Below are 23,370 nucleotides of genomic sequence, written 5' to 3' on the forward strand. Positions count from 1 at the left end.
AATACGGACTTCGAGTTTGGTACTGGATTTTGTTTAAAAAGAATTACACCTATCTTTAAGTAGATTAATAGATTTCATTAGCATTTGGCGATAAGGTTTCTATATGCTTTAGATATGCCGTGACACGCTTATCTTCTTCATATGGGTATTCAAAATTTAAACTCTCTGCAACATCCATTGCTGTAGTACGAAACAAATGAGCCATAGTAAATAATGCTCTCCATACATCTTCATAACTTCCTTTGGCATAAGTGGAAAGAAGCTCCTGCCAACTCTGTTCTGAGAGAAATCTCTCTAAATATTTACCGCATTTACCTACGCTGATGGAAAAGTCCGTTTGTATTCCTACCTTCCATTCAAGCATTTTCATTAGCATTGGTCTGACGTGTTGATTAAGATGCTCTTGTGCATAAAGAATTTCCCTTCTCCACAAACCTTTGGCTACATAAGTGGCGACCCACCAAAATTCATTGCAACAATCAGCAAAGAATTCAGCAGATGGACGTTTTACCCAGTAATCCTCATCGATCGGTGGGGGGATTGAAGGAAGGCAATGATCCTTATCCATTAAAATAACCGTTAGCTTATCCTCTTTATAATATATGTCTGCCTCATCTAAGGGAATTAACATTAGATCAATCCGATTTCCATCTGTAAACTGCATTAAATAGGTGAACCGCCTTCCCAATCCTAGTGGAAACATCGACATCACTTCAGGCATTTGTATAATGATTCGTTCACCAAAAACATCGATCCAATCGTGGTTACATAAAAAAGAATCCAAATCGGTTACGAGATAAACAATATCAAAATCCTGAAACATATCTTTAGGAACATTCGGATTTGTTCGTGAACCATTCATTCCCACTGCACGAATTCGATCATCTTTTTCTGCTACTGTTAAAATTAATTTCATCATTTCGTGTTCTGTCCGCATTTCTTTCCTCCAATGCATTTATAATCTTGTTAAGGGTTCCTATATCAGTTAAAGGAGATGATAGGATAGATTAACCTGTCATTGAAATAACTCCTTTAAAAACTTTAATCTATAGTAAAAGATTTAAATATTTGTATAAAAAATTCCTTCTTTTATGAATGCGAGGCTGATTCGGACAGCTTGGGATGGATTTTGATCATGGTTGTCCGAATGAGGGACTGATTCGGACAGCTTGCACTGGATTTTGTTTATTGCTGTCTGAATGTAGGGTCTATTCGGACAGCCTGGACTGGAATTGGTTCATTGCTGTCTGAATGCAGGGCTGATTCGGACAGCTTGAGCTCGAATTTGATCATAGTTGTCCGAATGTAGGGTCTATTCGGACAGCCTGGACTGGAATTGGTTCATTGTTGTCCGAATGCAGGGATGATTCAGACAGCTTGGGCTGGATTTTGATCATAGTTGTCCGAATGCAGGGTCTATTCGGACAGCTTGAGCTCAGATTTGAACATGGTTGTCCGAATGCGCGGCCAATTCGGACAGAGCGGGTCAAGATTGATCAAAGTTGTCCGAATCCAAGTGCATCCTAATCTCATGCACCTTACAAAAAAATGACTATCGAATTGATAGTCATCTTTTATAGTAAACGGTTTTAGACAAAATTTTGTGTGGAATTGTTTCTGCCGAATCGATAGACGGCGATTAAGAAAAAGGCGGCAGCAAAGGCGAATAGAATCGTGAAATTCAAGTATAACCCGCTAAACGCATTTCCTTCTTGCAACTTAGTTAAGGTATCCAAAGTCCAACGCTGCGGCAGGAAATCGGCGATTTTTTGTAATGATTTCGGCATTACTTCTACTGGCCAGAAGCAACCAGAAAGCATCACAGTCGGCGTGATAATTAAGTTCTGCAAAGCACCCGCGGCACTGCGGCTGTTTGAAAAAGAAACAATGACTAGAGAGATCCCGACTGAAATCAAGGAAAACAGTAACATCACAAACGCTGCGGACCAAAACGACATGCCCATACCAATATGAAAGACGTTTTTCATGATCGTTAATGTAATGAAAACCTGAATCGTCATCACAATCATGTTGACCATTATATTAGAGAAGATGTACTTTCGTGCGTTAATCGGTGTTGATAGTAAGCGAAAATAGGTGCGGTTTTCTTTTTCCAACAGAATAATCTCAGCCATATTCCCAGCTGACATCAGCATGATCATAATCAGGAAACCAATTGTTTGATTCGTCATGTTCTTGTTTTTGGCTGTGTCTTCTAAGGAATGAGTCGCTAACATGTAGTTCGTTTGCTGATAATCTCTATACATCTGCTCAAAGACCTGCTGCTTCCCTCCGGCCACATAACTGATGGTTGCGATATTATCGATATACTGATATAAATAAGATTTCACATAAGCAGTTATCGCTGCACCCTTGATCGAGGTCATCTCGATATGGTCAGGCTCCCCGGCCAAGACACTGTCAGCATACCCTTTTTCAAAGGTAATCACACTGTCTAGATTGCCAGAAGAGATTTTATCCTGGACCTGCCCAGCCGAAATCGTCGAAATCTCGACATTCTCTAAGCCCTTTAAAAATTCGATCGTATCAGAGGTAATCTCGCTTTTATCCTCGTTAACGATCCCAACATGCAGGTTCATTTTTTGATCACCGCCATAGACGAGCAGGGAAATAAAGATCCCGACTAAGGGCATACACAGGTACATGATAATGTTTTTCTTTTTTTGAAACGTCACACGCAACGTGTTCTGAATTAACCAGAGGATATCCTTCATTATAACCCCTCCCGTCTTTGCAATGAGATGATTGACACCAGCAAGAATACGAGCGCTCCAGCCAGGTTGATCGACAGCGCAGGGATTGCTGCCGCAAAGTCATTTGCATAAATAATCTTCGTCAGTGCTGTATTCATCCATGTTAGCGGTGAAAGTTCCGTAATCAACTTAAAGATGCCTTGGGGATTGTCAATTTTAAAATAAGCACCGCCAAAAAAGGATGATAACTGCACGAACAACATGATGATCACTTTTGGACCCGCACTTGTTTTTGACAAGAAGCTGACTCCAATCCCCATGCTCACCGCAAACACCACTTCGGTCAGCAATACAAGGAAGACCAAGCCTAAATGATCGCCCCAATTAGCTTTGAAAATAAGCTTGCTAAAAAGGATGACGAGCAAGATACAGATGCTATTACTGACGAGACTTCCGAACACCTTTCCAATGAAAATTTCACTTTTCCTAACCGGGGAAGCAATCAAGCGGTCGCCTGTTTTTCGCACACGTTCACTCACGATTAACGAGCTTGAAGACATCGCACCGTACAGAATAATCATCGTTGTGATGACAATCGCATAATAATCCATCGAACCGGGCTGTTTATCAGGAAGAAGTGAGGTTTCTTTAATAAAATCATCCTTCTTTTCACGCGAGAACGCAGGTTCCAGTTTCTCTGGTGCTACCTTAATAATTTCGGAGGCGATATTGTATTGATCGACAAAGGAAGTGAGCATGCCTTGCAGAATGTTTCCTTCAATGCTACTGCCATTATTGACGTAGAGCTGAATCCCTTTATCGGTTACTTCGACATAGCCATCGTATTTATTTTGCTTCACTTCTTTTTGGGCATCGGTCGATTTTGTCGCTTGTTTAAAATGAATTCCTGATTTTTCAACCTCAGAGATAAACTTAGGAAAGGACTCTCCCTTCGTTGTATCTTTATATAAGACATCAATATCATCAACAGGCAGACTCGTTGTAAAGGTGTTTGACAGAGCTGTTCCAAGGACAAGCATTAACACTATCGGGAAAGCTAACATAAAAAATAAGGTTCGGGTATCCCGAAAGTCCGTTTTAATTCCTTTCCACGCGATATTGAGAATGTTCAATGGTAATCCCCCCTTATTGGTCACGCAAATTTCTTCCGGTTAATGTTAGGAATACCGTCTCCAGGTTCGGTGCTTTTTCATGTAAGGAGCGGATTTCGATATGATTACTCATAAAATGCTCAATGATTTTGTTTAGATTATTTACTCCAGTATCTGAGTTGATTTTAATGAGGTTTTCATCGACAGAAACGGCTTCGACGCCATTGATTCCTTTAATCAATTGAATGTTCACATTTTCGGTCGATTTGACCTCAATCCAGACATCCTTCGTATTGGTAATGATTGATTTCAACTGTTCCTTCGTTCCTTCGGCAATAATTTTCCCATGATCAATGATGGCGATCCGTGAACAGATTTCCTCGACTTCCTCCATATAGTGGCTCGTGTAAATAATCGTACAGCCCATCTCATTTAACTTGCGGACGGAAGTAAGGATATAATTCCGGGATTGCGGATCAATCCCGACGGTTGGTTCATCCATGATGATCAACTTCGGGCGGTGGGCAATCGCACAAGCGATATTTAGTCGTCGCTTCATCCCGCCGGAAAAACCTTTTGGATAGCTTTTATGCTTATCCTGGAGGCCGACGAATTGAAGGGCCTCCTCGACACGCTCATTTAATTCGGAGCCGCGCAGACCGTAAAGACCGGCAAAGAATTTCACATTTTCATAGGCGGTCATATCTTCATAAATGGCCAAATCCTGCGGGACCATACCAATATTCATTTTGGCAAAGCGGCTTTGTTTGGAACTATTTTTTCCCAGAATGTTAATCGTCCCATCATTGCTGCGGAGCAGACCAGCAATCATATTAATCGTCGTACTTTTTCCAGCCCCATTGGCACCAAGAAAGCCAAAGATTTCTCCTTCTGCAACAGATAAACTCATATTATCAACCGCAATAAAGTCCGCAAATTTTTTCGTTAAGTTCTTAATTTCTAAAACGTTCATCCTCTCACCCCTAAATCTTTTTTATATTTCCAGTATATAGAAAAAGAATGAACGCGCATAAGTGCAATCATTCATTCTTTTGACATGAGAATATTCATATTGTTTGCGTGAGATTTTCATGAACACAAGGGCAGGAGCGTGGTGACAGAAAAACCAAGGGTACTGTCCACAATCATCTTTCCATTCACTGAGGCAGTCCGCTCCTCCATGCCAAGGATTCCTAATCCCTTTTTAATCATTTCTGTTCCAGCCCCATTATCCTTCACTTCGGCTCGGATCACTTTATTTAGCACTTTTAGATCGACCGAAACCTGCGTCGCATGGGAATATTTCATTGCGTTCGTCAGTGCCTCCGTTACATTTTCATGGATAATTTTCCAATGAATTGGCTCAATAATGTCTAAATTGCCTTCATGTGTGAGAACCGTTTTGATTTGTTGCTTTGCATTAAAATCATCAATCAACAACTTCAAACGGTGAATTCCCACCTGCTCCGTCGGGGGTTTCATATTCTTTAACGTCAGGCGAATGTTTTCAATCCCCTCCTTTGAAATGTTGATCGCATTTTGGAGGAGTTCGTTTGCCTTTTGCTGATTGGTCTCCATCAACCGTTTTGCTGCTTCCATTTGAAAAAGAGCACCCGTCATCGAGTGACCGATTTTATCATGGATTTCCTGTGAAATTCGGTTGCGTTCCTCTAATTTAAACGTGTATTCGGACTGCCGTATGTATTCGGTATTTTCATTAATATGTTTAGTCAGCTTCTGAAGCTGCTTTCGCATCGAATCAATCTGCGCTTCGTTTTTTACCAGTTTTTCGCCATAGATGGACGTGATTGAAAAGATCAAATAAGAAAAAAAAGCTACTAAGCCATACTCGGGCTGCACCGATTCATTCAAATATAAAATTGGAAGCAAAGAAAGAAGCAAAATCGTTATTTTCTTTTCTATGAAGCCGGAAGCCAGTTCCATAATCGAAAGTGGTAATAGCAAACAAAACAAAGGATTTACGTAGTAATAGGCCACGGTCGAAATACCGATCGACAGGACATGCAGGATCCTTTTGATAGTTTTATTTTTAAAAAGATAAAGGGTAATGTTTGTACAGAAATAAACCAGAAACGCGAGAACCACCCAAGAGATTTGGCTGGCATTTGCTTGTGCACATTGAATAGCAATATACACAAGCAATACCATCTTCATAAAAATGATCCAAATCTCCATCTTAGTCGACTTTCCCCGTGAGATAGTAAATGGCGATTTGGGTTCGGTGCTCAAGTCCGGTCTTTCCTAAAATAGACGAGATGTAATTTGCCACCGTCCCCTCGGAGATAAATAATTCCTTGGAGATGGCTTTATTGGAATACCCCTTCGCAATCAAAGACAGAATATCTCGTTCTCGTTCAGTAAACTGGGTGAGATCCATTTTTGTTTCAGGTTCTTTATTTGCCGCCGCCGACAAATTGGCCTTTATTTTTTCAAGAATAACATCCTGAAGAATGCTGCTTCCTTGGAACACACTCTTCAGCGCATCACGGATCTGTTCCGGGTCATTATTTTTTAATAAATAGCCTTTGGCCCCATTTTTGATAGCGGTAAGAATGTATTCATCATCATCAAAGGTCGTTAAAATAATGGGCTTGGTGCTCGTTTGAGATGCAATCAACTTGGTCGCTTCCACTCCGTTCATATTGGGCATGCGGACATCGAGCAAGGCAATATCGACTTCATGTGCAAGACAGTAATCAACAGCTTCCTTTCCATCACTCACGGTGTCGAGCACTTCAAATTCCTCATAAGTTGATAAAATAATCTTCAGACCCTCTCGAATAAATGAATTATCATCCGCGATGATGACCTTTATTTTCATATGGCGGGAATCCCCCTCCCTCAAATTCACACTATCTACCAGATATTATAGCAAGAAACAGCTTAGCTATTGTATCTAATGGCATGAAATTCGTGGTGAGCCCATTCTTTGGACGAATATCATGCATACAGTACTAAAGGTAATATTCTTATTTGCAAAGGTACCCTGAAGGTAACATTCGTTATGAATGAAAAAGGAGATGTATGAAAATGATGGGCGGATTTCACGGTGGTGGACACTACGGGGAACATCACGGCGGACACTTCGACGGGCACCATGACGGGCATCATGGCGGGCACTACGACGGGCATCATGGCGGGCACTATGACGGACATCACGGCGGACACTACGACGGGCATCATGGCGGGCACTATGACGGGCACTATGACGGGCATCATGGCGGGCACTATGACGGGCATCACGGCGGGTATCATGGCGGGCACTATGACGGGCATCACGGCGGGTATCATGGCGGTTCTCATGGAGGTTATCACGGCGGCTACGGTACACCATTTCTTGGCGGATTGATAGGAGGTCTTACAGCGGGGGCTTTGACTCCTGGAGGAGGTTACCCTTATCCGGCAGCATACCCCGCTCCATATCCAACCCCTTATCCAGCACCATACCCAACTGCCTATCCATCTGGAGGCTATCCGTATTATTAAAAACTCAATGGCTGAAAGAAGCGTAAAGGTCCTCCACACAGGACTTTTACGCAATTTGACTGTCTTTGATTACGATGATAGTGGTGTCATACTTTTTCTATTAATATATCGATAAATACATAGTATGTATTCAGGCAGAAATTTTCGACAGTAACCCCATTTGTAAGTTAATTAACTTATCAAGTCTTTCACTTAACCTTACCGTTTCCACTGAAGTAAAACCTTTCGCTAGGCCCACACTTATCATTTTTATTCTTAGATTTTCTATTTGCACAAAAAGATCCTCGTTATTCATTATCAATTAACTCCTTATATTTTTTAACTAGGTACATACGAGTTTACCAATTGAAAGCGGATACAAGTAACTAGTTTTCGTCATCAAATATCGACAGTAATTTCCACCTTCATAATGCTTATGACAATTAATTTTTCTGGGTTACTCGGAATATGGCGAATACTGGATTACTTTGTGCTAAATCATTCACATTCCTGCTAAATTATCAGGAATACATAGGAAAATCCCCACCTCGACTCGCATACTTGCTTTAACGTTTAAAATTTAAGCCGAAGGGGGACTAATCCCACTATTTATTCTGGTTATCCCCAGAGCTGTATTTTCCCATAAAATCTTTTCAATCGTTTCCCATTGATGTTCTTCACATCGAATCATTAATACAATTTCTGCGGTGATGCTCTTTGCCGCTCTTTGCTTATTTTTAACCAGGAGCATTTTGATTAAAAAGCCTAACAGTAACCCGCTGACCGCACCAATAATGCCCCAGATAATCGGACCCCATTTTAGAACATATCCGTAAATGGCACCGAGCAGCATGAAACAAGTTCCCAGCATCGCGGCTCCATCAAACAAGCTCAGACCATCTGCTCGATGGATTGTATCGAATAACTGTCTTGGTTCCGAACGTTTATCAAGCGGGGCCGCTAAGATTTTTTCTTTAGGTATTCCCTTTTGTTCAATCTCAGTAATTGCTAACTCAATAAATAAAGAATTCTCGAAAGTGGCTATGACATACAAATTGAGAACACTCACTTTCTATAAAGGAAAAATAAAGTTTTTATTTTGATATTTTTGCCGTAAATATTTTGACATTTCTTTTTCACACAATTTGTTGTGTTCAATGGAGGAAGCATAAGAATCATAGATAATGAAAAAGTAAATAGAAGGAAAATAAAGGGCCCATTGCATATCTATTACATGTTTAGCTTTAGCAAAATCACCAACCATTGAGAGATGTATGGCATGTGGAATATGCCCCAAGTAAGTGATGGCCACGGCATAAACAAAAATAAAGAATCCAGTAATGACATGATGGAGATAGAGATGACCCAAACCTGGGAATAAAGCTGACCAGATCAGCGCAGTGACTGGTTTTCGTTTATCTAAAAAGTTGGCATCCCATGTTCCCATTTTCATGAGTAGCATAGGTGCGTCTTCACGGTCCGCCAAGATATACTGTTTGTTGATATCAATCGTTGTCCGATAACTATCCCATATTCCAAACATGTATATAGCCAGATACAGAATTAACCACCGATCATCGAGAACGTCCTTCGCCTTTTCAAATTCGCCTGTTAATGTATATAAAATGCCAAGGTTTACTTGCGCCTTTTCATTAATAAAGGTCTCCCAAAGAATGAGAATATACCCAACCATGTATCGATGGAGCATGATATGTCCAAACCCTGGATAGGAAAACGAAAAAAAAGCGGAAATCCATGGATTCTTTAAATGAAATTGTCCCGTTGTAAATTGGGATAGATACGATCTTTGCCTGCGAAACGGAGGTATTTGATTCACTTGTTCTACCTTCCCTTACTATCATGATTCGTCTTTGGTTATTGTTTACAAATAATGGGATTATTATCCGTGGATGGCTAGAATTCGCCAATTAGAAAAAAGTGTGTACAATAGGTTTATGATGAAGAAACGATGAGGTGAAGGAAGATGGTATGGAAGATTAGTAGTTCACGGAAAGAAAAGGTGGATCGTTTTGGGGTGGTCATCGAAAAAGTTATTGTCCCGAACGGGGAGGAAAGGAACTTTTCCTATTTAGATTTTGCCAAAGGAGTGTGTATCCTTCCGATAACGGCTGAAAGAGAAATCATTTGTATAAAACAATATCGTCACGCAATCAAAAGCTGGGAATGGGAGCTGCCGGCCGGGATGATTGACAACGAAAGCGATGCTCCCCTTGAAACCGCCAAAAGAGAGCTCGAAGAGGAGACCGGAAATAAAGCTGAATTTTGGCTGGATTTAGGAAGCTTTTATCCTTCCCCTGGCTCCACAAGCGAGGAGATTTATTTATTCGCAGCCACAGGCCTCACCGCCACAGAGCAAAGATTGGAATCCAGTGAACAGATTGAATTACATAAATTAACGATGCAAGAAGTGAAGACCTTAATCGAAAAGGGCGAATTCAAGCATGGTGCAGGACTCGCCGCGATATTGCGGTATATGGTAATCACGGATAATCGGTAATTGTTTATTATGGATTTAAAAGGCGGGGATAGTACCACGTTACGTGACCGTTCGCATTGATATTACATGGTTTCGGTCACGTAGGGGGCTCTCTACGTGACCATTCTCTTTGATATTGCTTTGCCTCGGGCACGTAGAACCCCTCTACGTGACCATTTTCTCTGATATTGCTTGGCTTCGGGCACGTAGAACCCCTCTACGTGACCATTTTCTCTGATATTGCTTGGCTTCGGGCACGTAAAACCTCTCTACGTGACCGTTCTCTCTGATATTGCTTGGCTTCGGTCACGTAAAACCTCTCTACGTGACCGTTCTCTCTGATATTGCCTGACTTCTGGCACGTAAAACCCCTCTACGTGACCGTTCTCTCTGATATTGCCTGACTTCTGGCACGTAAAACCCCTCTACGTGACCGTTCTCTCTGATATTGCCTGACTTCTGGCACGTAGAACCTCTCAATCAAATTTTTTACAACATATATAAATAAGAAGTAACACCAATTGGCTGTTACTTCTTTTTATGCTTATATCGCTTTTTCCCCTTTAACCCCATTGATCGAATAGCTTACGGTGATTTCTGCATTCAAGGAATGGGAGACAGAACAGTATTTGTCTTTCGACAATTGAATTGCCCGGACTACCTTATCCTCAGGCAGTTCTCCGTCTAAGGCATAATGAATATTAATCGTTGTAAAGCGCTTCGGATGCTCCTCAGCACGTTCTCCTTTCACATCCATTTGAAATGCGGTAGGCTCGAGGCGCATTTTTTGCAGGATTGAGATTATATCAATCCCTGTGCAGCCGGCAACCGCCTGCAGCAACAGTTCTGTCGGTCTTGGACCGGAATTCTCTCCGCCAACTTCAGGTGCAGCATCCATGGTAAATTCATGCCCGGACGGTGACACCCCCGAAAAGGCCATTTTCTCTTTCCAGTTGATTGTTAACTCCATACTCATACCCCTTTCATCTTGTTATTGTTACCCATTCACCACTTCCTTATTTTACATAATTAATTAACATAAATTAGAAATTTTTTGCTGTTGATTGACAAAATAAAAAGGAAACAGCCACATCCTTCTCGGGAATGTTTCTGTTTCCTTGTTTTTATTTTAAGATGACTTCCGCATCATATCCATTAGGATTTTTCTCCTGCCAGCGCCATGAATCTTGACACATGGCTTCTATTCCTCTGACAGCTGTCCAGCCTAGTTCTTTTTTCGCCTTTGACGGGTCTGCATAACAGACAGCCACATCTCCTGGGCGCCGCTCCACAATCGTATATGGGATTTTAACCCATGCTGCTTTTTCAAATGCAGCTATCATTTCTAATACACTATAACCAGTTCCCGTCCCAAGATTAAACGCTTCTACCCCTTTTGAAGACAGGACGCGTTCCAGTGCTTTTACATGCCCCAGAGCAAGGTCAACAACATGTATATAATCCCTTACTCCCGTTCCATCAACCGTCGGGTAATCGTTTCCAAACACATGCAGCTCTTTCAATTTCCCAACCGCCACCTGCGTAATAAACGGCATTAAATTATTGGGGATTCCGCTTGGGTCCTCGCCAATCCTGCCGCTCTCATGGGCGCCAATCGGATTAAAGTACCGCAATAAAGCAATGCTCCAACTAGGATCTGCCACATTTAAATCGCGTAAAATTTCCTCAAGCATCAGCTTGGTCCGGCCATATGGATTGGTCGCGCTTAGCGGGAAATCTTCAAAAATCGGGATCCGTTCAGGCATCCCATACACGGTGGCCGATGAACTAAAGACCATATTTTTCACACCAAATTCTTTCATGACATCACAAAGAATAAGCGTACCAGTAATATTATTATGGTAATAATGAAGAGGAAGAGAAATCGATTCACCAACGGCTTTTAATCCGGCAAGATGGATCACCGCTTCGACGGGATGGTTTGAAAACACAGCCTTAAGGCCAATACGGTCAAGCAGGTCAACTTTGTAATAAGGGAAGTCCTTACCCGTTATCTCTTTCACGCGTTTCAGTGATTCCGGTTTACTATTTGCATAATTATCTAGAACAATAATTTCATAGCCAGCCGTTAGTAATTCCACACACGTATGACTACCAGTATATCCAGCACCACCTGTTACTAAAATAGCCATAAACGCAACACTCCTCATTCACATTATCTGTTTAAACAACAATTTATGCGAAAACAGCCTTATGTAAAAAAACTACCTATAATTCTATTATACAAAAAAATGATAATCTCAAGAACCACAATATTTCACTTGGGTGCCAGGCACCAAAATCCTGGACAAGTTCATAGAAAACATCAATAAAAATGCTTACATTCAATGAAAGATACATTCATTGGATGTAAGCATTAGTTAAACGAAATGATTCCTTTAAGTGACTGTGGGAATCCCGTTATTAGTAGGTTAAAATTCCTGTTACTTAGTCATCCATTCCGGTTTTCCGAAGCCTTTAAATTGTTCATCAATGATTTTCTCGAAATTATCCGATTCGACAACGGCTTTAATATCCTTCGCCAGCTGAGAATCTTTATTTTCTGTTTTGACGGCAACCACATTGCGGTAAGGATCAAGCATATTCTCAAGCGCTAGTGCTTTAAGCAGGTCCATCTTAGCAGCAAGAGCGAAGTTTCCAGGTACACAAGCTAAATCAGCACTGTCCACAGAACGAGGCAGTTGACCTGCTTCAATCGACTGAAACTTTAAGTTTTTCTTATTTTCAGTAATATCCTTTTCTGAAACTGTAATCGGATCGGCATTTTCATCGATTTTAATCAAACCTTCATCGCGGAGAGTATTCAAGGCGCGAGCCGCATTCGTCGGATCATTAGGAAGGGTAACCGTTGCCCCATCCTTAATCTCATCAAGTGATTTATACTTGTTTGAAAAAATCCCCATTGGTGCAGTTGGAACGGAAATCAAAGCAGATAAATCCATGTTATTTTCCTTTGCAAAACTACTAAGGTAAATAGAGTGTTGGAAGAGGTTGGCTTGAATATCACCATTATCTAAGGCTTTGTCTGGTTGAATATAATCACTAAATTCAACCAACTCTACTTTGTAGCCCTTTTCTTCTAATCCTGGTATAATCGCTTTCTTCAACATATCACTATAAGGACCCGCTGTGGCACCCAATTTAATATTCTTTGAATTAGCACTTGCCTTTTCCTTTTCACCTGAACTGCCGCACGCTGTTAAAGCAGCTACGACTAAAAGTAAACTGATTGCTAAAAACCACTTTTTCATGACTTTTTCCCTCTTTCTGTTTATTTTCTTTTATCGACAACTTTGGCGATGAAATCGCCAAAAAGCTGAACAAACTGAACTAAAACAATTAAAATGACAACCGTGGCAACCATGATTGTGTTGTCGTAGCGATAATAACCAAAGCGAATCGCTAAATCGCCGATTCCGCCGCCCCCAACTGTACCGGCCATCGCAGAAAATCCAACCAAACTTATGAGTGTTAGGGTAATCCCAGAGATAATCCCCGACCTTGCCTCAAGGAGCAGGACATCTTTAATGATCATCCATGGGGTAGCACCAGCGGCAATCGCGGCCTCGATGACGCCTTTATCGATTTCCCTTAATGCCGTCTCGACAATCCGAGCAAAGAAGGGAATCGCAGCAACGGAAAGCGAAACACTCGCGGCAGTCGGTCCAATAGTTGTCCCAACTAGAAATTTTGTTAATGGAATTAACGCAACCAATAAAATGATAAAAGGAATAGATCGGATAAGATTTACAATAAATCCAACGGAAAGCTGGACCGAGCGATTTTGCAAAAACAAGCCCTTGTCCGTAATATATAAGAGAATCCCTACCGGCAACCCAATTACAATGGAGATGACTAATGAGATAAGAATCATATAAATGGTTTGTACAAAAGCTGTATTAATATCAGGAATAAGCTCTAAAAGATGATTAAAATCAAAGCCCATTACGTAACACCTCCACTTGTGCTGCCCGGTCTTCAATATACTGAAGCGCCGTCTTCACTTCCTCCTTTGGTCCTTTCAGTTCCATTATAAAAATGCCAAGCGGCAATTCTTGAATATATTCAATCGAACCATGCAGAAAGTTACCTTTTACGTTAAATTGCTTGAGCGTATCGGAAATAACACCCTCTCCCGCAACTTTCCCCTTGAACATCACCTTGATGATCGATCCATCACAAGTAGATAAAATCGCCTCCGGAATGTCATAAGAAACAACACTATCAATAAACTCTTTGGTGAGTTCGGCCCGAGGGTTGGCAAAAATATCATATACCGCTCCCTCTTCAATGACCTTTCCTTCTTGCATGATCGCCATTCGGTGGCAAATTTCCTTGACAACATTCATCTCATGCGTGATTAATACAATGGTAATGCCCAGTTCCTTGTTGATTTTTTTTAAAAGATTTAAGATTGACTTGGTTGTGGTCGGATCAAGTGCTGAGGTCGCTTCATCGCATAATAGCACCTTCGGATTATTAGCAAGGGCTCGTGCAATCCCCACCCGTTGTTTTTGTCCACCGCTCAGCTGTGCAGGGTACACATCTCGTTTATCCGCAAGTCCTACTGTTTCAAGCAATTCTTCCACTCGTTCTTTTATTTGGCTCTTTGGATAGTTGGCAGCTTTCAAGGAAAACACAATATTCTCAAACACTGTTTTTTGACTGATTAAATAAAAGTGTTGAAAAATCATGCCAATTTTTAACCGGGCCAAACGCAGATTCTCACCTTTTAGCGAAGTAAGATCAATGCCATCAACGGTAATGCTTCCTTTTGTGGGTCGCTCCAACAGATTGATACAGCGCAGCAACGAACTTTTTCCGGCACCGGAATACCCGACAATTCCATAAATCTCGCCACTTTGAACAGTTAGCGAAACCTCATCAACACCTTTCACCGTGCCATTTTTCGTTGTGTAAACCTTTGAAAGATTCTGAATCCCAATCATATGATTACCTCTTTTTTCAAATTCTATATTTTAAAATAATGATAGCTTCCAAACAAAAATGCCCCTCTCAACTGAAAGGGGCATCGAAATACAAATGGATATTTCGACTTATCTTTCAGAATGAAAGTCATTCTGCAGGAATTGGCACCTTCCCTAAAAGGGGGTTGCCGGACGTCATAGGGCCTAGTCCCTCGGTCGCTCTCGATAAGTTTATAATCGTTTTTTAAGTTAGGTTGATATTACTAATCAATTTTTATATTGTCAATCATCAGAAAATAGTAATTTTCTATGAAAAAGCGCTTCCATTCCTATTAAAGCAATCAACTAAGTAGATTTAAAATTTTTTTATTTTGCTGCACCCAACATTGATATTGAACAAAGGGTCGTAGGCATCTGATTGGTCTCCAAACTTATCAACAACATGATGAAGAGGTTTTGATTTCTACTTTTACTGGTTGGGTTGCACAGCAAGCTGACACAGTTTCCCTTAAATCAAAAAAATATGTTTTTGATTAAAAAAACAGACTTTCTCCTAATGCGAAAAAGTCTGCCACTTTTATAGAGTTCATACCCGGTGTTAAAATCAAAATCTTTCAAGTAATTCGATGATTACCTTGTATGTAGAGGTTGTATTCATATATGCATATCTGCCTTTACCGTTCCAAAAGTTTCCTTGTTGAATAACGGGATAACCCATGCCCTCTAGTAATTTCACTTTTTCCTCCATATTATTGACCACAAAGGAAATATGGTGGACCCCTTCACCTTGTGTTTCAAGGTGCTTTTTCCACGTGCTTGGTGAATCACCCGGCTCAATTAATTCAAGTTGGAGTAACGGGGTATTTATAAACATGTATTTAGAGTCCGCCTCCGTTGGCTTTCCTTCAAAAATAACCTGTGTAAGTTCACTTGGGCCAGATTGAATCACTGGAGGCATTTCGACACCTAACAACTTGCAGTACGCCTCGGCTGCTGCATCAAGATTTTTTACGACAATTGCCAGCTGCTCGACTTTATTGGTTCCCAGTAAGGGAGTGAAGACACCTGTTTTAGGTACCGTATCCCTCGGTTCAGCACTTTCTAGCAGTTCCAATAGTGTTTTATGACTATTTAACGTATCCACATAAACATATCTTCCCTCACTAGATGTAAATTCGCCACTCTGCAGCAACGGAAATCCGTTCTCCTCAAAAACAGGCAGCTTCTCTTTAATAGAGTCCACATCAAAGGCGATATGATGGATTCCTTCCCCCACCGAATCCAAAAATTCGCGCATCGTGCCAGTCTCTTGGTTCGGTTCAATCAATTCAATTTGCACTGTTGGGGTATTTAAAAATACTAATTTACTACGGGAATCAGTTGGCTGACCGCGAAAGACCACTCTAGAAACTTCACTGTCGCCTGTTAAAAACCATTGAGGTGTCGGTATCCCGAGGAGCTTCGCAAATGCCTCGGATGCTTGCTCAAAATCACGAACAACGAATGCAATTTGATTAATGACGTTATTTCCAGCTAACGGCTTTTTTTCCGTCAATGATTCGGTCATGTATATTCCCCCAGATATTTTTTCCTCATCAACCAAGCCCGCGAACAGCTAATCCTCCATCGCTTGAAATCACTTCACCCGTAATTGCACGGGCCTGATCGGAAGCAAGTAGAATATAAGCCCCCACATGGTCTTCCGATTTCATCGCAATTTGCAGTGGGTTCCGTTTTTTTATGCTTTTCTCTTTCGTTTCATTATCGACCATTTTTACAAAAGGCTGCAGTGGAGGAATGACATGGAGTGCTGTTAAGGTTCCTCCAGGTGCCACCGCATTCACTCGAATGTCCGGTGCTAATTCAAACGCCAGTTGGCGCATGAGTCCAATTTGCGCATGCTTACTTGCCGTATACCAAACCCCTCCGCCATCCGGATAAAATCCTGCACCTGAGACAGTGAAAATCATATTCCCGGCTGTTTTCTTAAGTTCCGCAGTGGCTGCTTTGGCCCCATTAAAATAGCCCTTTACATTGATATTAAATAGAAGGTCATAGGCGTCTGACATCGCTTCCGGGGTGACAGACTCAAATTTGGCGAATCCGTCGAATACACCCGCATTAGCCACAAAGACGTCTAATTTCCCATATGTTTCGACAGCTGTTTGTACTGCTCGCACATGGTCTTCATAGATGGTCACGTCGCCTTCAATGCATTGAACCTGTTCACCAAATTGTTGTTTGAGATCATTTAGTCCAGCTGCAGACCGGTCAAGGATGGTGACAACAGCACCCTCTTTCACAAATGCCTCGGTGACAGCCTTTCCGATTCCGGAGGCACCTCCGGTCAAATAAATGGATTTTCCTGTAAGTTGAGCCATCATGGTGCTCCTTTCTATTTTTGCTACTGGTTTTAATTTCGAACACGCAGAACTCCTTTACGTGACGGGCTTCTCTTGTCCTCACTCTTTTCGGGCACGTAGAACCTTTTTAAGTGACCGGACTCTCTAATCCTGACTCTTTTCGGGAACGTAGAACTCTTTTACGTTACCGGGTTCTCTTGTCCTCACTCTTTTCGGGCACGTAGAACTCTTTTACGTTACCGGGTTCTCTTGTCCTCACTCTTTTCGGGCACGTAGAACAGACAAAACCTATTTTTTATACAAAAATAGCTAAATTCCTAGTATTTAATGTCGTTTGGTCCACAATAAAAACCCGCTTAGATAGCTTCCATTCCCCATCAACATAGGTAAACTCATCTTGGCGTTCCCCTGAAATTAAATCATGATGGATATCGGTACTGCGGCTGCGGTAAATCGTTAAATAACTGTGGACTACCGCTTTTTCATTGGGAACGTACTCGAGCAACCGCACATTATTGACAGACCTCCGTGTCCGAGAAGGCGGTATTTCTGCCCAGGCGTAATCGGTTTTTAACCGGTCTACGCGGATTTTCAATAATTCAATATCATCATCAAATGCAAACATATCTAGAGAATAATCGGGACGCTCGATCCCTTCCTTATTGACCCGAACCGGCATTTGATAGGAAATGTTCGAATGCAGCAGACTAAACCAACTATCAAAATCAATATCATCCAGAAACTTTGCTTCTGTATACAGCCATTGTTCAAATTCATAGGTTGCCAGCATCTTCTCTAAACTCATCTTGACTCCTCCCATCATTCACACATATTTCAAAAAGGCTCTCCCACACTAGGTAGTCATTAGATCGAGCCAGTAACGATAAAAGTTCCTTTGATTGGCCTCCGTGAACTTATCATCAAAAACCACACCAGGACCAACAAAATCCTCGACAGGTTGACGATGTAAACCCATCGTATAATTAAAGGTCAACTGTTTCACTAATGGCATCGTACCGGAGGCCGCAGCAGTAATATCCGTAAATACCTCTGTGTCATCCTGTTCAAAAATTCCAGACGGGCTGAAGGTTAAAATAAACGATTCACGAGAACGCTTTTTCCAATCGAGTGAAGCATTTTTCTCGACTAAAAACCAAGTAATGACCTCCATTTTGTCGACCCCAACCGGTCTCCATAGACGAACCGAAGTATTCGAGATCAACTGGCCTTTTACCTTTGTATGAGAAATTAAGAAGGAAAGATTCGGAAAAATATTCCCAATCATATTTTTTAGATTAGACAAGACATCATATTGTTCTTCGGTTAAATTGGACTTAAACTCATCTTTGAGTTCTTCAGGAAAAGCAAAATCAGGATTAGGCGTCCCAAGATTTAAACCATGTCCATGGTTTGTATGGATTTGATACCCTTTTTTGGAATAAGTTGCACTTGGAACCATTCCTAATTTAACAATCGAGCCATGCGTCACCATGGTATGATAGGAATCACCGACAAAATTATCGGCACCAATTTTCCAATTCGATTGAATAATAAATCGTTGCGGCGGCCCGACTACTTCCATTTCAGCCCGTCCTACTAAAATATCTAGATACCATTTAAAGTCACCTAAAAAATCTTCTAATGATTCAGCTTCGTCATTCCATGTACCAAAGATCAGGCCTTTGTAGGTTTCAATTCTGACTTTATGAAGCCCTAAACCCGATTTATCAAAGCCTTCACCGTAAATATCCTTTTGCAGCGGAACGCCGACACAATCGCCATTGTTTTTAAAATTAAAGCCATGATATGGGCATGTAAAGGAAGATTTATTGCCGGCATCTGCGCGGCAAAGCTTCATACCGCGGTGGGTACACATATTATATAGACCACGTATTTCACCATCAGCACCGCGTGTAAGAATGACAGAATAACCAGCTACATCTCTAGTAATGAAATCATTTTTATTGGGGATTTCTGATTCATGACCAATAAACAACCAGGTTTTTAAAAATACCTTCTTGTGTTCAATGTCATAAATCTTTGGGTCACCTAAAAGCGAGGCAGGAATGGAACCTTCTTCTGGTCGAACGGATTCTATTAAGTATTCAATGGCATCTTTTTGCGACATTTCTTCAAGATTGATGTTTGTTTTAAGCATAAGCCTTCACCCCAAAGTACTAAATTTTTTCTTCATTTTTATAGGAGAATGAAATCAAAAATCCTTGGGTTTCCCCTTTTACCCCATTATACTGAATGAACATCCCCATTTTCATTCTACTATTTATCCCAATTTTACAACTGCATCTTTATTTTTCAGTGCTGACAGCACACTTAGCGCAGCCAAGTAACTAGTTTTCGGATTATTCGGCATCGGATCATTTTCGACTTGAAGCGACAATTTACCGAAAGACCCATTGGCCTTAATCGAATGACTATTTTTTCTTACCTTTGGATCAGAGATAATTTTCACCCTTGTTTTATCTGGCCCCAGCCCCGCCAAAGATAAAATAATCGATACATTAATATTTTTCGGGAATAACTCGATCGCTTCATTTGCCGAGCCTTCGAACATCACTTGTTCTCGATCAGCAGGAGCCCCTGGCAATGCTTGGGGAGGCTTTCGAGTAATTATCGAAACGGATTCTAGTTCGCCAATCGATTTAGCCGCTTTCAGGACATCTAATCCACCGATGGCCCCTGACGGTAAATGAATTTTCGTACCGCTTGCTTGACAGATTCCTTCAAGTTCCCGGTAAAATTCTACATCGGCTAAGGCACCCACACTGCTTAACACGAGATCTTTTCCACTTGCTAAAATAGCAGCCGCATAGTCTTTCACCACTTCAATGGTCGCAGCTTCAATCACAACGTCAATCGTAGGATTCTCGATGAGTGATTGAATATCACCATAGTGTTCTGTCTCAAACTCAGCAGCAATCTGCTCCGCCGTTTGTTTATTCCGTGTATAGAGGCCAACAATATTACACCCAGGAAGAAATCCTTCGATATTGATGCGTTGAAGAAGGAACTTGCCAATATTTCCTCCCCCAATTAACCCTATTTTCATTTGGATTCCTCCCTTAGTTAGCCAAACCATATGAATCTGCGAAATACTCGAGCCCGCAATGTCTCGTTTCCCGCGATAGACCGCTTTCCTTTAATCCTGGGAAATCAAGATGGAGGTCTTGGAAAACCGTATGATTATTATGAAAAACAGCTCCTGCTTCCAAACGGTCCGCTAACTTCACGACCAACGCTTCGTCCTCTGTCCAAACAGACGCCCTCAAACCGAATTCACTGTCATTGGCAAGCCCCACAACTTCATCCACTTCAGAAAACGGTAAAATCGGAATCACCGGACCGAATTGTTCGGCACGAACAATTTCACTGGTTTGGTCTACTCCTGTAATGATGGTCGGTTGAATAAAATAACCTTGTTCCCATGATTCCGGATCGAGTTGAATTCCGCCCGTAATCACATGAGCACCTGCTTCAGCAGCTCGGTTGATCAAGCCGTTCACATAGTCATACTGTGACTTGTTATTTAAAGGACCCATCTCCACATCCGGTTGAATGCCATTCCCAACCCGAATGCGGCTGAATTCCTTCGTTAATTTTTCAACCACTTCTTCATATCGAGATTCGTGAACATAGATCCTTTTTATAGCGGAGCACACCTGACCCGCTGCACGAAGGACACCGAAACGCAGGCGTTTGATAGCTTCGTCATCTAAGTTCGCATCTGCAAGAAGAATGGCTGCATCATTTCCCCCCAGTTCCATGTACAGCTTTTTGACTGTCCCAGCAGCGGCACGCATGATTTCTTTCCCCGTTTCCGTACTACCAACAAAAGCAATCGTGCGAACCCGCGGGTCCGAACAAAGCGCATCCCCAATTACACTGCCTGACCCCGTCACCACATTGATGACCCCATCTGGAAAATAAGAGGCGACCACTTTTAAGAAGGTCATAATGGATAAAGGACAGCTGGTTGCTGGCTTCACGACGACGGTATTTCCTGCCAACACTGCAGGTATTACTCGTTTAAAGGTAAGAATTAATGGTGAGTTCCAAGGAGAGATGATGGCTGCCACCCCACGCGGACGCTTGCGGATCTGCACCTTTTGACCTCCTGGAAGGCTTTCAGGTTGCCACCATTCTAGTAACTCGTCTGACCCTTGTTTCATAATATCAAAACAACGAAGCAAATCTTTCTTCGCCTCAACAAGAACCTTACCATTCTCCCGAACTAGTAAACTAACATTCTCTTCAACAATTGCTTTAATCTCCTCAGCTGCGAGCCTCATCCGGTTAGCCCGGTCCACAATGTCACTTTGCGACCAGCTTTCATAGGCTTTAGCAGCGGTTCCCACCGCTTGGTCTACATCCGCTTTTGAACATAAAGCAACTTCGCCGACCACTTCACTCGTCTGTGCTGGATTGATGACCTTCACTGTATTTTCGGCTTGAATCCACTGTCCGCCAATTAAGTATTTTCCTGAAACATATGGATGTGTTGAAATCACGTTCATTCCCCCCTACAACTTTTTCGGTTTGAAAGCATCGGCTGCACCTGGAGGACCTCCAAATGGTTTCGCCATCGGTCCGACCGCTTCCATATCCACTACAATCATCGTTGGCTTTTTGCTAGCAACGGCCTTCTCTAGCTCAGTGACAAATTCTGTGGCTGAACCAATACGCGCGGCATCAAATCCCATCGATTGCGCTAATAACACAAAGTCAGGACTCATTAAATCAACCGCCACCTGACGACCATAGGCTGCACTCTGAATATTCCGGAGCACCCCGTAGCCAGCATCATCAAATAGGACCACAATCAGCGGCAGTTTTTCTTGGGCCGCAGTCGCCATTTCGCCGACATTGACCATAAATCCGCCATCTCCTGCCATTAATACAACCGACTGATCCTTATTGGCCATTTGCGCACCAATCGCCGTTGGCAGCCCTTGACCAATTCCTCCGCCAGATGCGTGAATCGATGTCCTAGGTTCATAGATTTCAAATAAACGGCTACCCCACACATTGGCTTGAACGGTTACATCTCGGACTAAAATTGTGTTTTTAGGCAACACTTCTCGCATTCCATCAAGGAATTGTTCATATGGACCAAGTGTCGCTCGTAACTGGGTTCGCAATTCTTCCCGAACAGACTGTACTTCATCAAGATAGGATGGATCCGGAATCACTGAAACTTTCGCTAATGCTTGATTTAATCCTTGTAAAATTTGTTTGGCATCCCCTACAAGTCCAAAGGTAGCTTCATAGTTACGATTAATCGCTTGCCAGTCTACATCAATCGATATATGTTCTTTTGGTACAGTGACTTTCCAGTTAGCTGTTTCATTGCCTCTAAATCGAACGCCAATACTGATCAACAAATCAGCATCTTTCAGTAAGCTTCTCGTTAATTCATTAGCGGCAAAGTGACCGATACATTGTGGATGATTTTCGGGTATACTTCCTTTTCCAGATTGGCTTGTGATCACGGCCGCCCCAATCTTTTCTGCCAACGCTTGGACCTCTTTTGATGCACCTGAGGTAATCACTCCTCCTCCTGCCCAAATGACTGGCCGGCGAGCATGACTAATTTTGACTAATACCTCTTCAGGAATGGTTGAAATGGTTTGATTGATTGGAGCTACTAGGCTAATTTCTTCAATCGAATGTTTTGGGATAATAGCAGATTGAAAATCAATGGGGATTTCTAGTGTTACAGGTCCTGCTGGATAAGCAAACGCGTCTTGGATCGCTTGTCTGATGACTGCGGATGCTTGCTCAGGCCTTCTTAACCGAACGGCTTTTTTACAGGAACCTTCCATCATTGACAACTGGTCTTTACATTCATGGATATAGCCTCTGCCCGTTCCTAAGTAAGGGGAAGCAACCTCACCGGTAAGATGAAGAACGGGTACGCCTGCTGCCCATGCTTCAATTAAAGAACCTGCTGCATTTCCAGCTCCTGTTCCCGTGCTCGTAATCACGACGCCCAATTTACCAGTTGCTCTTGCATAGCCATCTGCCATATTTGCCGCTCCGCTTTCACCGCGGGAACAGACTAAATGAATGCTTCCTTCCCTCTGAATTGCATCATAAATCGGCATATTGTGGATACTCACAATTCCAAAGGCTACTTCCACGCCTGCACGAACAAGTTCTTGGACCACTGCGTCAGCTGTTGTAAATTCCATTTGCTTTCGTTCACTCATCGTTTATTCCTGCCTTTATTTA

23 protein-coding genes and 1 riboswitch are annotated in these 23,370 nt (G+C 42.0%); of the genes, 1 reads left to right on the forward strand and 22 read right to left on the reverse strand.

The window, feature by feature from the left end; genetic code table 11:
- Positions 1-64: 64 nt before the first annotated feature.
- The 10 genes from KW850_RS02715 to KW850_RS02760 form a co-directional block, all read right to left on the reverse strand.
- The gene (locus KW850_RS02715; protein WP_218346038.1) at positions 65-937 is read right to left on the reverse strand and encodes an aminoglycoside 6-adenylyltransferase; all 873 of its coding nucleotides are present in this window, start codon (positions 935-937) and stop codon (positions 65-67) included.
- 652 nt (positions 938-1,589) lie between these two features.
- Entirely contained in the window at positions 1,590-2,735 is a 1,146-nt protein-coding gene (locus KW850_RS02720) for an ABC transporter permease (protein WP_218346039.1), read from the reverse strand.
- Positions 2,735-3,847, reverse strand: coding sequence for an ABC transporter permease (locus tag KW850_RS02725; protein WP_218346040.1), 1,113 nt, complete (start codon positions 3,845-3,847; stop codon positions 2,735-2,737). Before KW850_RS02725 ends, KW850_RS02720 begins: the two co-directional genes overlap by 1 nt.
- A 13-nt stretch (positions 3,848-3,860) precedes the next feature.
- Positions 3,861-4,799, reverse strand: a complete 939-nt coding sequence (locus KW850_RS02730) for an ABC transporter ATP-binding protein (protein ID WP_218346041.1) — start codon at positions 4,797-4,799, stop codon at positions 3,861-3,863.
- A gap of 116 nt (positions 4,800-4,915) precedes the next feature.
- A complete protein-coding gene (locus KW850_RS02735) occupies positions 4,916-6,022 on the reverse strand; it encodes a sensor histidine kinase (protein ID WP_218346042.1) in 1,107 nt (368 codons plus the stop codon).
- Position 6,023: 1 nt separating this feature from the next.
- Positions 6,024-6,668, reverse strand: coding sequence for a response regulator (locus KW850_RS02740; RefSeq protein WP_218346043.1), 645 nt, complete (start codon positions 6,666-6,668; stop codon positions 6,024-6,026).
- Between the two features lie 75 nt (positions 6,669-6,743).
- Positions 6,744-7,181, reverse strand: coding sequence for a hypothetical protein (locus KW850_RS02745; RefSeq protein WP_218346044.1), 438 nt, complete (start codon positions 7,179-7,181; stop codon positions 6,744-6,746).
- Positions 7,182-7,463: 282 nt separating this feature from the next.
- Positions 7,464-7,628: an aspartyl-phosphate phosphatase Spo0E family protein gene (locus KW850_RS02750; RefSeq protein ID WP_218346045.1), complete on the reverse strand. Its 165-nt coding sequence runs from the start codon at positions 7,626-7,628 to the stop codon at positions 7,464-7,466.
- A 264-nt stretch (positions 7,629-7,892) separates the two neighbouring features.
- Entirely contained in the window at positions 7,893-8,366 is a 474-nt protein-coding gene (locus tag KW850_RS02755; RefSeq protein ID WP_218346046.1) for a SoxR reducing system RseC family protein, read from the reverse strand.
- An 18-nt stretch (positions 8,367-8,384) separates the two neighbouring features.
- Positions 8,385-9,149 carry a hypothetical protein gene (locus KW850_RS02760; protein ID WP_218346047.1) on the reverse strand — a complete coding sequence of 255 codons (765 nt, stop codon included), beginning with the start codon at positions 9,147-9,149 and terminating at the stop codon, positions 8,385-8,387.
- Positions 9,150-9,296: 147 nt separating this feature from the next.
- Here KW850_RS02760 and KW850_RS02765 point away from each other — a divergent pair, with 147 nt between their 5' ends.
- Positions 9,297-9,830 carry an NUDIX hydrolase gene (locus tag KW850_RS02765; RefSeq protein WP_218346048.1) on the forward strand — a complete coding sequence of 178 codons (534 nt, stop codon included), beginning with the start codon at positions 9,297-9,299 and terminating at the stop codon, positions 9,828-9,830.
- Between the two features lie 523 nt (positions 9,831-10,353).
- Here KW850_RS02765 and KW850_RS02770 read toward each other — a convergent pair.
- The 12 genes from KW850_RS02770 to KW850_RS02825 all read right to left on the reverse strand — a co-directional run bounded on the left by KW850_RS02770 (position 10,354) and on the right by KW850_RS02825 (position 23,348).
- Positions 10,354-10,779 (reverse strand): OsmC family protein, encoded by a 426-nt coding sequence (locus KW850_RS02770; protein WP_218346049.1) that lies wholly within the window; start codon positions 10,777-10,779, stop codon positions 10,354-10,356.
- Positions 10,780-10,933: 154 nt separating this feature from the next.
- Positions 10,934-11,962 (reverse strand): UDP-glucose 4-epimerase GalE, encoded by a 1,029-nt coding sequence (galE, locus tag KW850_RS02775; protein ID WP_218346050.1) that lies wholly within the window; start codon positions 11,960-11,962, stop codon positions 10,934-10,936.
- Positions 11,963-12,253: 291 nt separating this feature from the next.
- A complete protein-coding gene (locus KW850_RS02780; protein ID WP_218346051.1) occupies positions 12,254-13,081 on the reverse strand; it encodes a MetQ/NlpA family ABC transporter substrate-binding protein in 828 nt (275 codons plus the stop codon).
- A 20-nt stretch (positions 13,082-13,101) separates the two neighbouring features.
- Complete coding sequence (locus KW850_RS02785; RefSeq protein WP_218346052.1) at positions 13,102-13,776, reverse strand: methionine ABC transporter permease; 675 nt, start codon at positions 13,774-13,776, stop codon at positions 13,102-13,104.
- Entirely contained in the window at positions 13,766-14,779 is a 1,014-nt protein-coding gene (locus KW850_RS02790; protein WP_218346053.1) for a methionine ABC transporter ATP-binding protein, read from the reverse strand. Before KW850_RS02790 ends, KW850_RS02785 begins: the two co-directional genes overlap by 11 nt.
- Before the next feature lie 105 nt (positions 14,780-14,884).
- Positions 14,885-14,990, reverse strand: a riboswitch (SAM riboswitch).
- 372 nt (positions 14,991-15,362) lie between these two features.
- Positions 15,363-16,325: a VOC family protein gene (locus KW850_RS02795; protein WP_218346054.1), complete on the reverse strand. Its 963-nt coding sequence runs from the start codon at positions 16,323-16,325 to the stop codon at positions 15,363-15,365.
- 28 nt (positions 16,326-16,353) lie between these two features.
- Complete coding sequence (locus tag KW850_RS02800) at positions 16,354-17,139, reverse strand: SDR family NAD(P)-dependent oxidoreductase (protein ID WP_218346055.1); 786 nt, start codon at positions 17,137-17,139, stop codon at positions 16,354-16,356.
- Between the two features lie 277 nt (positions 17,140-17,416).
- Positions 17,417-17,926 (reverse strand): aromatic-ring-hydroxylating dioxygenase subunit beta, encoded by a 510-nt coding sequence (locus KW850_RS02805; protein ID WP_218346056.1) that lies wholly within the window; start codon positions 17,924-17,926, stop codon positions 17,417-17,419.
- Between the two features lie 48 nt (positions 17,927-17,974).
- The gene (locus KW850_RS02810; RefSeq protein ID WP_218346057.1) at positions 17,975-19,279 is read right to left on the reverse strand and encodes an aromatic ring-hydroxylating oxygenase subunit alpha; all 1,305 of its coding nucleotides are present in this window, start codon (positions 19,277-19,279) and stop codon (positions 17,975-17,977) included.
- 123 nt (positions 19,280-19,402) lie between these two features.
- The gene (nadX, locus tag KW850_RS02815) at positions 19,403-20,188 is read right to left on the reverse strand and encodes an aspartate dehydrogenase (protein WP_218346058.1); all 786 of its coding nucleotides are present in this window, start codon (positions 20,186-20,188) and stop codon (positions 19,403-19,405) included.
- Between the two features lie 13 nt (positions 20,189-20,201).
- Positions 20,202-21,647 (reverse strand): aldehyde dehydrogenase family protein, encoded by a 1,446-nt coding sequence (locus tag KW850_RS02820; protein ID WP_218346059.1) that lies wholly within the window; start codon positions 21,645-21,647, stop codon positions 20,202-20,204.
- A gap of 12 nt (positions 21,648-21,659) precedes the next feature.
- Positions 21,660-23,348, reverse strand: coding sequence for a thiamine pyrophosphate-binding protein (locus KW850_RS02825; protein ID WP_218346060.1), 1,689 nt, complete (start codon positions 23,346-23,348; stop codon positions 21,660-21,662).
- Positions 23,349-23,370: the final 22 nt, after the last annotated feature.

It is taken from the genome of Bacillus sp. sid0103 (assembly GCF_019219025.1).